Raw genomic sequence first — 11,593 nt, forward strand, 5'->3', positions numbered from 1 at the left:
TCTAAACTGACAAAGGTCTCGCTGAGGGTGAGTCCTTCCCGCCCAAAAACCTGAGTGTAGGCGGCGCGAAACACCTCCTGTAACTCATCTTCCGTCCAATTCTGACGCAACTCAATTTTTTCTCCAATGACGTCCCCCACTCCGAGGCGAGATGCTGTTAAACTCATCGTGATTTTATCTCCACTCAATAATGATCATTTAAAATCCACTCAAATTAACCCCAGATCTGCCGATGCTCGGCTCAGCGATTGGTCCTCTCATCTTCGTGCTCCTCGATGACAGATGACGAGATTGAGTACAAAAAGGTCGGACAATGAATCGCTCCCATGACCTTGTCCGACCCTGACTAACTGTTGCGAGATTCAGACATCACTCAGCCTCACCCCTGAACAAGACCTAGGTGAGATCGCTATCAACTCTCAACGGCTAACCGTTAACTCTTGCTGGTTAACGGTTAGACATCATTGCTCAAGGAAAAAAGGAAAAAGGAACCCGCTACTGGTGACACTGAATCCCTAAGGGTATTCAGGATGAGGGGTTAGCTCAAGGCATTAATGGCATAGTTGAGGTAGATGTTGGCTTCTCCACCCACATCACCAGACAAGCCATGATTGTCGCGAACGAACTCCAAAGCCGCGATATACCAACTCGGAGACAAGCCAAGAGCAGCATTGAATTCCTTGACACCGGCCACCACATATTCATCCAACGGACCGGTTCCACCCACAACACAGCAATAGCTAATGGTGCGTAGATAATGGCTGATGTCACGGACACACTTCGACTTTCCTTCAGGGGTAGAAGCGTACTGGGGTCCCTCCATTTGCGTGGTGTAGGGAAACTTTTGATAGACGTGGCCGGCGGCGGCTTCCGCCCAAGCCTGACCGTTCTGGTTAAAGGCTTTGGCAGCTTGCAAGCCAGCGGTGGCGCGGCTGAAACGACCGAAAATGGCCTGCATTTCCGTGTTGCCCAGATACACACCACGAGCGTCAGCGGCAGCGATCGCCTCGGTTAAAGGGGTTTTCATAGCTAAAAAATCTCCAGTATAAAACGATGGTCAAAATGGGGAAAAAATGATGCTTCTTAAGCAACAGCGGCAGCCGCTCGGTCAAAGTAAAGCGCTAATTCTGACATCAAGGAACTACAATCGCCGGGGGTGATGCCATTGGAATCGTTGGCGATCGCCAAAGCAGCATCTTTCATTTTCTCGATTCCCAAGGCGACGGTTGCACCAGGAGTCCCTAAGGCTTGGTAGGTTTCCCGCAGGCCATTGAGACAGCGATCATCCATGACACTGGGATCTCCCGCCAGCATGGAATAGGTGACATAGCGCAAAATGAAACCCAAGTCACGCAGACAGGCGGCTTGATTGCGATGATGGAAGCACGCACCACCTGGACCAAAGACTTGAGGTTGCTCTGAAACCAAGCCCCGGTAAGCATTGGCGGTAATGGATGAAGCATTGCCGGTGAGACGGTTCACCACATCTAAACGCTTGTTACTGTCAGCCACCATGGCGGACAAGGCGTCCACTTGCTCGTCACTCAGGTAAGTCCCCTGGCGATCCGCTTGCTCAACAACTTTGGAAAAAGCATCCAACATAGTTTCAGTTCTCCTAAATACTTAGGGTCTCTAGTGTTTAGTTTGGGAGGTAAGTCAGAGGAGGTATCGGAGGATACGGCTCTCGGACCCATCTGAATTGGAAGCTTAAGGGTTGAATGTAAATAATTGGGTAGGGAGTTTGTAAAGAAATCGGAAACATTGCCCAGATCGGCGTTTTTTTAACATTTCTTCATGGAAAAAGGAGTTGGGGTCAGCCTTATCCTCGACCTTGATCCCCAGTGCAAAGCTCTCAATTTCAGGCCAATCCCCCCAGAGGCGACTCCATCTCTGAGGGAACATAACTTAACAGATTGTAAAGATAAGCAGAAACCCTTTTCCCCTAAACTAAGGCCAAGTGAGGCGACCCATAAGAAGACAATGAGGATTCTTTTAGTTGAAGACGATCTTCCCTTAGCCGAAACCTTAGCCGAGGCTCTCAGCGATCAACTTTATGTGGTTGACTTGGCTGAGGATGGGGAAAAAGGCTGGGATTATGTCAAGCTCTTTGACTATGATCTGATGCTGTTAGACGTGATGTTACCGGAAACCGATGGTTTTGCTCTTTGTCACCGACTGCGATCGCAGGGCTATCAAATGCCGGTGTTAATGATGACAGCCCGAGATACCATTACGGATAAAATTACTGGTTTAGATATGGGTGCAGATGACTATATCGTCAAGCCTATTGACCTCGGGGAACTATTTGCCAGAATTCGTGCGTTACTCAGACGAGGTAGTCCCATTACCCCGCCAATTTTAGAATGGGCTGGGGTGGAACTCAATCCCAGCACCTATGAAGCCCATTATCATCAAAATCCCCTACGGCTTACCCCAAAAGAATTTAGCTTGCTGGAATTACTTTTACGAAATCAACGGCGAGTTCTCAGCCGCAGTGTCATTCTGGAAAATCTCTGGAAAACTGAAGCCTGTCCCGAAGAACATACTGTAAAAGTTCACATCAGAAGCTTACGCCAAAAACTTAAATTAGCTGGCGCTGCCGATAATTTCATTGAAACCGTCCATGGAATTGGCTATCGTCTCATGGCTACCAACACTTAACGTCTTCCAAATTAACCACTAACCCAACAGTCACCCCCGAAAAACGTTCACTCCTTTAAAGAGACTTTTTTACAAATCCAACCTATACAAATCCCCATATTTACTGCGGATATAGCGTAAAAAGGGGTCAATATGAATCGGCATTCCCGTAATGCGATCGACCAGTTCATCGGCGGTAAACTTACGCCCATGACGATACACATTCCGTTGTAACCAAGTTAACAGAGTTGAAAAATTACCCCGTTCTAAATCAACGGGAATCTCGGGATGTTCTTTCAGGGCCGTTTCAAACAGTTGACTGGCGATTAAATTGCCTAATGTATAGCCTTGAAACTGACCTCCAATCAGTTTGGCGTACCAATGGACATCTTGTAAAACGCCCTCATTCGGGTGAGTGGGAGTAATCCCTAAATCGCGCTCATAACAACTATTCCAAGCCTCGGGTAAATCTTCAACACTCAATTTTCCCTCCAACATGGCCACTTCTAACTCGAAGCGAATCATCACATGGAGATTATAGGTCACTTCATCGGCAGCGGTGCGAATGGGAGTACAGGCGACGCGGTTAATAGCGTGATAGAAGTCACAAACCGAGGATTGTCCGAGTTGACGCAGAAAAAAGCCCTGAAGACGGGGATAAAAGCATTCCCAAAAGGCGCGACTGCGGCCAACCAGATTCTCCCAAAGACGAGATTGACTCTCGTGGATTCCCGAGGAGGTTCCATCCGCTAAAGGAGTTGCTTCGAGGGCTAAATCGATGTTTTGTTCATACAACGCATGACCCATTTCATGGAGACTACAAAATAGACTTTCGGTGAGATTGTGGAGATCGGTGCGGGTGGTGATGCGAACGTCATTAATGGAAAAACTGGTCGTAAATGGATGTAGCGTCGCGTCTTGGCGGCCTCGGCTGAAGTCATAGCCGATGCGTTCCATCAATTTGGCGCAAAAGTTCAGTTGGGCCGTTTCGGGGAACTCCTGTTGTAGAAGCTTGGTGTCGATGGGAGGAGCAGCGGCGATCGCCTGTACAATAGGGACCAACTCCCCCCGCAATTGAGAAAATAACTCCTCTAATACGCGACTGGTCATCCCTTCATCAGATAGGGCGATGAGAGAATCCGCCGGGCGATCGCAATCCGGGAAGAAACTCGCCCATTCCCGACTCAAATCCAGGGTTTTCTCCAAATAGGGACAGACTCGCTCAAACGTTCCCGCCTCCCTGGCCTCAGCCCACGCCAAATACGACTCAGTTTGATGATGAGACAGCCGGGCCATAAACCCCGCCGGAACCCGTGTCGCCTGTTCATAATCACGACGGGCCACCCGAATCAAACTGGCTTCATCACTCTCATAGGGGTACTGTTGCGCTTCCCCATCGAGTTGCTCTAAAATCTCCCCCAACGCCGGATCACAAAGCTTTTCATGGGCCACCTGTCGCAGCGTCGCTAGTTGTCGCCCTCGGGCCGCGGCCCCACCGAGGGGCATATAGGTGGCCCGATCCCATTGCAACACCGCCGCCGCAGACTGAATATCCCGCACATCTCGCAGCCGGGTAATCAGTTGAGAATACAAAGAGCCAGAATTGGAAAAGGAAGTGGGCATAGTTGGCAAGACAGGCAGACGCACGGCTCATCCATCATTCTATCGGGGTTTGGTTCCCCTGGCCGGGTCAAACTTGTACCCGAGGTAAGCGGTGTTTGAAACCACAGAGAATTTCCCAGGAGATGGTTCCGAGTTGATTAGCCCAGTCATCGGCTGAAATAGACTCGTCTCCCAGGGTTCCCAGTAATGTCACCACATCGGCGACCTTCACATCCGGGAGATCCGTCACATCTAACATGAGTTGATCCATGGTAATCGATCCCACCTGGGGAACGCGCCAAACTTGTCCGCCGGCGTTGAGGAGACCCTGTAGCTGATTCGATAAGCGGCGGGGAACCCCATCAGCATAGCCGATGCCAACGACGGCCAGGCGCGTTGGCCGTTGACTGACAAAGCGATGACCATAACTGACGCCGGTTCCGGGGGGAATGGTTTTGACTTGAGTAATGCGGGCTTTGACTTGTAAAACCGGCCGTAGCTTGACCTGCGATCGCAGATGAGGGGCAGGATAAAGGCCATAGAGGGCTAACCCCACCCGCACTTGATCATAGTGGCTGGCCCGGTTGCAGAGGGTGGCGGCGGAATTGGCGAAATGCAGCTTAGGGAGAGGGATTGCGGCGGCTTGCAGTTGGGCGATCGCCGTCTCAAACCGCGCCTGTTGTTGCCGCATCGTACCCGGATCTAACTCATCAGCCGTAGCGAAATGGGAGTAGAGACTCGCCAATTGCAAATGGGGTAAAACTTGGATCTGTTGTAACAGCGAAACCGCCTCCGTCCAACGGACCCCGAGGCGGGACATTCCCGTATCTAACTTCACATGAACCCGAAGCGGTGAACTGGCTGTTGCATCGCTGGCCCCAGACTGTTGGCGGGCCAACATCCCTGAGATCATCTTGGCATGATCGAGATCGCAGAGGGTCGGTTCTAGGTTCCAGCGGAGTAGGGCCTGAATATGTTGGGGGCTAGGATTGGCCCCCAACAGTAGAATTGGGGCTGTAATTCCCCCCTGACGCAGTTCCACCCCCTCATCCACGGTTGCGACGGCCAAGGCGTTTGCACCGGCGGCCAAGACCGTCTCAGCCACCGGAATGGCCCCATGACCATAGCCATCGGCCTTCACGACCGCCATGAACTCCGTGTTCGGGGCCAATAGGGCCTTGAGATGACGGACATTCTCCGCCAAGGCTTCTAAGTCAATTTCGACCCAGGCGCGATCGCAGACCCCCACCTCGGGGCCGCACTGATGGCTAAATTTAACAACCCGTTCCCAGGTCAGCATGAGGACAAAGGGGTGAAGAGTAGGGGTTAGAGTAGGGGTTTCATCCCCACTTTCATCAACTCAGCGGCTTCGGCGATCTCCGTCCAGAGGCGATACCACTGCGGTTCATCGGGGCGATCGCGATGAAGTTGAGCCAGTTGATCGAGCATATCGTACCAAAGTCCGGCATCGGCCAGCAGTTGCAGACGTTCCTCGGCTGATGCGGCGGCGAACTCCTCGTCAAAACTGGCCGTTGTGTTGACTCGGACAATGGTTCCTGAGACACTCGCCTCAAACTTCGGTAACTCCACCGTCCAGACATAGCCTTGATAGCGTTCTAAGGGTGGGACATTGACGAAGGCGGGAATCGGCAAGCCATAGGTTCCATGTTCGTCTCCGGTGACGTAGCGGGTTTGATACACCAGTTGCTCTTGAGCATCCCGCAGGGTAAAAATCACCTCCATGTCCTTAACTGGGGGGGTGTGATAGAAAATCGTGGGATAGGCTTGGCGAGTTAACCCATAGTTTTCGGGCGGCAAGATGGCACTGAGAGGACATTCGAGTTCCTCGCCATTGACAAAAATAGGAATCATCCGCTCTCCGGATTGCTCGAAATCCCGGAAACGAGTCCCGCCTCCATCAACTTGTTCCGGGGTTCCGCGATCAGGAGGATTGAACTCAACGGAGATTGAGGGTTGAATCGAGAGGATGGGGATGGCGATTACGATCGCAACGGCCAAGAGACTGAATAGAAGTGTCTTTAGTCTGTGAGTCATTGTTGTTTAGGGAACTACAGGACATCAAGCTGATACAGTCGGCCCTTAGGAGATGGATGGGAGAGTCATCAAAAATCCTAGGCTAAGGCTCGGCCACCGCTGTCACGTCCAGAGGTGGTGAATTGAGGATCTACTCGGGATCATAGTGAACTCGGGTTTGGGACAATCCCCGGCGGCGGAGGCGATCGCTTAACCGTTCGGCCATCTCCCGGTTTCGGAACGGTCCGATGGCCAGATGCAGTCCTCGGGGGCGATCGCGCCGTTGAATCCCCGTTCCGGGGTTGACAGTGGTTTGAACCGTCATCATGGCTTCATCGAGAGTCCGTTGAGAACCGGGAATTACCACATAATAGGACCCATTACGGGCATGACTCGCATCCGAGGGGGATTGATCCCGAACGGTGACAGCGGCCACGAGTGAGGAGATTCCCTCGGCCGCGAGTTGCTGCGATCGCATCTCGGCGGCCCCACGTTGGCGGAACAGTCCCGCCTGAATAATTTGCTCCCCCTGAAAGATGCCAAAACCGGCTTCAGGATTGAGACGTTGAATCTGCTGCAAACGTTCAGAACTGCGACTGTTGACATAAACTAAATAGCGAATCGTCGCCGCCGTCTCGCGGCTAGGTGGCGGAACCTCCGGGACATCCAGGGGGGGCGGAACGTCAATCCAGGGACGCTCGGCTTGGCTGAGAATCTCGACTGAGGGGGGCATTTGGGCGATCGCCCCAGGAGACACCACCCACATCCCAACCAGGCTAATGCAGGGCAAATTCCGCCAGCAACGTCGAAGAACATACATAGTCCGAAACCAGAATAAAACGGGGACAGAACCGGAAAACTCATCCCAGGGAGAATCTCTTAGGCTTAACGGCACAGAGAACTGCATAGAGAACTGCACAGAGAACTGCACAGAGTTTGAAGACTTAGGATATATTAGCCCTCAAGGGACAAAACTCCCGCAACCGATAGATAAGAACAACACGAGAACTTGTATGGATATGCCAATCTGGCCCGGTGAACCCTATCCTTTGGGGGCGTATTGGGATGGCCAAGGAACCAACTTTGCTATTTATAGCGAAAATGCGACCCAAGTTGAGTTGTGCTTATTTGATGAACAGGGTCAGGAAACTCGGGTTTCCTTAACTGAAATCGAAAACTATAACTGGCATGGGTATCTCCCCGGCATCAAACCCGGCCAACGCTACGGCTTCCGGGTTCATGGCCCCTTTGAACCGGAACAGGGCCATCGCTTTAATCCTAATAAGTTACTCATCGATCCCTACGCCAAAGCCTTAGATGGACAAATTGGCTATGATGAGACGATTTTTGGCTACTGTTGGGAGGATGAGGATGAGGATCTCTCCTTTTGCGATCGCGATGACTCCCAATGGATTCCCAAGGCGATTGTCGTGGATGAGTCTTTTGATTGGGAGGGCGATCGCCTCCTCAACATCCCGGAACAGGAAACCGTCATCTACGAGATGCACGTCAAAGGCTTCACCCGCCAACACCCGGATATTCCCCCGGAATGGCGGGGAACCTATCGCGGCTTAGCTCATCCTGAGGCCCTTCGTTATCTCAAATCCCTGGGAATTACGGCCGTCGAACTGATGCCCGTTCATCATTTTGTCTCCCAACCGGGCCACTTAGCCGAAACGGGCTTGACAAACTACTGGGGTTATGATTCCATCGCCTATTTTGCCCCTTACCGTGGCTACAGTGCCAGTGAAAATCCTCAAGATCAGGTTCGGGAATTTAAAGAAATGGTGAAAGCCCTCCATGCTGAGGGAATTGAAGTTATTTTAGATGTGGTTTACAACCACACCGGCGAAGGGAATCATCTCGGGCCAACTCTATGTTTTCGGGGGATTGACAACACCACCTATTACCGCCTCGTGGAAGATGATCCCCGCTATTATATGGACTTCACCGGCTGCGGCAATTCTCTCAATGTCAGTCATCCCCAAGTTCTCAAACTGATTATGGACAGTTTGCGGTATTGGGTGTTAGACATGCACGTCGATGGCTTCCGCTTTGACTTGGCGTCTGCCCTAGCCCGAGAACTCTATGAAGTGGATAGTTTAGCCGCTTTCTTTGATATCATCCATCAAGATCCCATCCTCTCAAAAGTGAAACTTATTGCTGAACCTTGGGATATTGCTGATGGTGGTTATCAAGTGGGTAATTTCCCCCTACTTTGGTCAGAATGGAATGGTCGTTATCGTGATGCAGTGCGAGACTTTTGGCGAGGCGAAGATGGCACGTTGGCGGAGTTTGCCTATCGTCTAACGGGAAGTTCAGATCTCTATAAGTTTAACGGTCGTCGTCCGAGTGCCAGCATTAATTTTGTCACCGCCCATGATGGCTTTACACTCAATGATTTAGTGAGCTATAACGAGAAACACAATGAAGCCAATGGGGAAGATAATCGGGATGGAGAAAGCCATAATCGGTCTTGGAATTGTGGGGTAGAAGGGCCAACCGATGACCCCGAAGTTCTGGAATTGCGGAATCGGCAGCGGCGTAACTTTTTGGTGACCTTGATGTTATCTCAAGGTATCCCCATGTTAGTCAGTGGCGATGAATTAGGACGCAGTCAGCAGGGCAATAATAATGTCTATTGCCAGGACAATGAATTGGCATGGATTGACTGGACGTTACAAGAAGGAAATGCTAATCTGCTAGAGTTCACCCAACAACTCATCCAATTCCGTCATCGCCATCCCGTCTTTCGCCGCCGTAAGTGGTTCCAGGGCCAGCCGATTTATGGATCTCAGGTGACGGATTTGGGCTGGTTTAATCCCAATGGCGAGGAAATCGATGAGGAACAATGGCAAGAGGGGTTTGCGAAGGCGATCGCCGTCTTCTTGAATGGGAATGCCATTCCCGCCCGAGGTAAGCAGGGGGAACGGATTGTTGATGATAGCTTTTTGCTGTTATTTAATGCCCATTACGAAGCGATTGAGTTTGCACTGCCGGAGAGTCTGAAAACTCATAAATGGCTTGTGATTTTAGATACCACAAAATCCGAGTTTTGTGATAGCAAAATCCGCTACAGTGGAGAAGATACGTTTACCGTTGAATCCCGTTCAACACTCTTGTTAAAACGCCAGTAAGCTGAACTCTAGGATTGGTCGTTGGACCGACTTTTATTTATGAACATTGGTGCACGCTATTTAGGGGGCGATCGCTGTGAGTTCTCTCTTTGGGGGCCATTACTCGATCGCGTTAGCTTAGAGGGTCTCACACCACAGGGGCGATCGCACCCTCTCGAACAAGATGATCACGGTTACTGGCGGATTACCCTCTCCGATATTCCCCCCGGAACCCGCTACCAGTACCGCCTCAACGGCGAAACACTCCGCCCCGATCCCGCCTCATACTCTCAACCCGATGGGGTTCATCAGGCCTCGGCTGTCGTCGATCATGAAAGCTTTTCCTGGGGGGATCACGATTGGGAAGGAATCCCCCTACAGGAGTCGATGATCTACGAATTACACATCGGAACCTTTACCCCCGAAGGAACCTTTGAGGCGGCTATCTCTCGTTTACATCAATTGCGGGAATTGGGCATTACCACCATTGAACTGATGCCGGTGGCCCAGTTTCCCGGCGATCGCAACTGGGGCTATGATGGCGTCTATCCCTTCGCGGTTCAAAACTCCTACGGCGGCCCCGACGGGCTAAAAACCCTCGTCAATGCCGCCCACCAAGCGGGATTAGCGGTGATTCTCGATGTCGTCTATAACCACTTTGGCCCAGAAGGAAACTACAGCCGCGATTTTGGCCCCTATTTCACGGAAAAATATCAAACCCCTTGGGGTGGGGCCATTAACTTCGATGATGCCTATAGTGAGGGAGTGCGTAATTTCGTCATTGAAAACGCCCTCTACTGGCTACGGGAGTATCATTTTGATGGCTTACGTCTCGATGCCATTCATGCCATTTATGACTTTGGGGCCAAACATATTTTAGGGGAGTTGAGCGATCGCCTGGCCCAGTTTAATCAAACCGCCACCTATCCTCGCTATCTCATCGCCGAAAGTGATCTCAATGATGTCTGTGTCATTCGCCCTCGCAACGAACATGGTTGGGGAATGGATGCCCAATGGAGTGATGATTTCCACCATAGTTTACATACCCTGTTAACGGGAGAACAACAGGGCTATTACGAAGATTTTGGCCGTTGTGAACAACTGGCCACCGCCTGGCGGGAGAGTTTTGTCTATCAATGGACCTATTCCCCCCACCGCAAGCGATATCATGGTAGCGATGTCCGCGATCGCCCCCCCTCCCAGTTCGTGATCTGCAATCAAAATCACGACCAAATTGGCAACCGCATGTTAGGAGAACGTCTCTCCCAACTCGTATCTTTTGATGCCCTCAAACTTGCCGCCGCCGCCACTCTCCTTAATCCCGGAATCCCACTGTTATTTATGGGCGAAGAATATGGGGAAGACTCCCCCTTTCTCTATTTTATCGACCACCAAGATCCCGATTTAGTCGAAGCCGTCCGCCAAGGTCGAAAACGAGAATTTGAAGCCTTCCACGCCAGCGGAACTCCACCAGATGCAGCGAGTTTAGAAACCTTGAAAACCTCAACCCTCAAGTGGCAAAAACGAGAGAGTGACCATCATCAGGTCTTACTCAACTTCTATAAACATCTCATCGAACGACGAACAACCAATCTCGCGATTACAGCGGGCGATCGCCAACAAATCCAAACCCAATACAACAACGAATCCCGCTGGTTCAGCGTTCACCAATCCCAAGCCAATCAGGCAATTTGGGCTATCTTTAACTTTAACGAGACCATCATTGAATCGCCCCCAGCCCCCAATCAAACCTGGACTAAAACCCTCGATTCAAGTGACTCCATCTGGCAAGGTTCTGGCCCCCTCTCTCCCACAACTCTAAACGGTAATGAATCCATCAAAATTCCTCCCCTAACTGTTGTACTATACGAGAACAGTTGATCGTCAATCGTGACATCAATACCCGTATCAAAGATAAACCGGGTTAAGAAGAGACCCCCCCCAAATCTGTCCCCGTATTCCTGAAATGGTGCGTTCCGGCAGCATATAGCCTATCGGTAAACCCCCACAAGGGTTGCAAGCCGGAACACACCCTACCCCTTATTACTATCCCCTCAGTGGAGGGGGTGATTCCCTGTTCCCTGTTCCCTGTTCCCTGTTCCCTGTTCCCTGTTCCCTCTAAAACCATGACTCCTCCCATCGCCACCTATCGCCTGCAATTCAACCCAAACGTTGGCTTTGACGCTGCCCGAGAAATCGTT

At 51.2% G+C, this 11,593-nt stretch carries 9 protein-coding genes; 3 read left to right on the forward strand and 6 right to left on the reverse strand.

Going from position 1 to position 11,593, the window contains the following annotated elements; translation table 11 throughout:
* Nucleotides 1-538 precede the first annotated feature (538 nt).
* Together R6U67_RS03115 and R6U67_RS03120 are read right to left on the reverse strand one after the other, a co-directional pair.
* On the reverse strand, nucleotides 539-1,027 hold the full coding sequence (locus tag R6U67_RS03115) for a phycocyanin subunit alpha (protein ID WP_068790164.1): 489 nt from the start codon (nucleotides 1,025-1,027) through the stop codon (nucleotides 539-541).
* A 56-nt stretch (nucleotides 1,028-1,083) separates the two neighbouring features.
* Nucleotides 1,084-1,602, reverse strand: a complete 519-nt coding sequence (locus tag R6U67_RS03120) for a phycocyanin/phycoerythrocyanin subunit beta (protein ID WP_068790163.1) — start codon at nucleotides 1,600-1,602, stop codon at nucleotides 1,084-1,086.
* 378 nt (nucleotides 1,603-1,980) lie between these two features.
* Here R6U67_RS03120 and R6U67_RS03125 point away from each other — a divergent pair, with 378 nt between their 5' ends.
* Nucleotides 1,981-2,661, forward strand: coding sequence for a response regulator transcription factor (locus tag R6U67_RS03125; protein WP_410251197.1), 681 nt, complete (start codon nucleotides 1,981-1,983; stop codon nucleotides 2,659-2,661).
* 69 nt (nucleotides 2,662-2,730) lie between these two features.
* Here R6U67_RS03125 and R6U67_RS03130 read toward each other — a convergent pair whose 3' ends face one another.
* From R6U67_RS03130 to R6U67_RS03145, 4 genes are all read right to left on the reverse strand, one after another.
* A complete protein-coding gene (locus R6U67_RS03130; RefSeq protein WP_410251198.1) occupies nucleotides 2,731-4,263 on the reverse strand; it encodes a carboxypeptidase M32 in 1,533 nt (510 codons plus the stop codon).
* A 67-nt stretch (nucleotides 4,264-4,330) separates the two neighbouring features.
* On the reverse strand, nucleotides 4,331-5,542 hold the full coding sequence (alr, locus tag R6U67_RS03135) for an alanine racemase (RefSeq protein WP_410251199.1): 1,212 nt from the start codon (nucleotides 5,540-5,542) through the stop codon (nucleotides 4,331-4,333).
* 26 nt (nucleotides 5,543-5,568) lie between these two features.
* Nucleotides 5,569-6,297 (reverse strand): DUF928 domain-containing protein, encoded by a 729-nt coding sequence (locus tag R6U67_RS03140; protein ID WP_410251201.1) that lies wholly within the window; start codon nucleotides 6,295-6,297, stop codon nucleotides 5,569-5,571.
* A 130-nt stretch (nucleotides 6,298-6,427) separates the two neighbouring features.
* Nucleotides 6,428-7,096 carry a hypothetical protein gene (locus R6U67_RS03145; RefSeq protein WP_410251202.1) on the reverse strand — a complete coding sequence of 223 codons (669 nt, stop codon included), beginning with the start codon at nucleotides 7,094-7,096 and terminating at the stop codon, nucleotides 6,428-6,430.
* A 193-nt stretch (nucleotides 7,097-7,289) separates the two neighbouring features.
* Here R6U67_RS03145 and glgX point away from each other — a divergent pair, with 193 nt between their 5' ends.
* Both glgX and treZ read left to right on the forward strand, forming a co-directional pair.
* A complete protein-coding gene (gene glgX, locus R6U67_RS03150) occupies nucleotides 7,290-9,413 on the forward strand; it encodes a glycogen debranching protein GlgX (protein ID WP_410251203.1) in 2,124 nt (707 codons plus the stop codon).
* Nucleotides 9,414-9,452: 39 nt separating this feature from the next.
* A complete protein-coding gene (treZ, locus tag R6U67_RS03155; RefSeq protein WP_410251204.1) occupies nucleotides 9,453-11,273 on the forward strand; it encodes a malto-oligosyltrehalose trehalohydrolase in 1,821 nt (606 codons plus the stop codon).
* Nucleotides 11,274-11,593 lie beyond the last annotated feature (320 nt).

The organism is Sodalinema sp., assembly GCF_046483825.1.
Lineage (GTDB): Bacteria > Cyanobacteriota > Cyanobacteriia > Cyanobacteriales > Geitlerinemataceae > Sodalinema.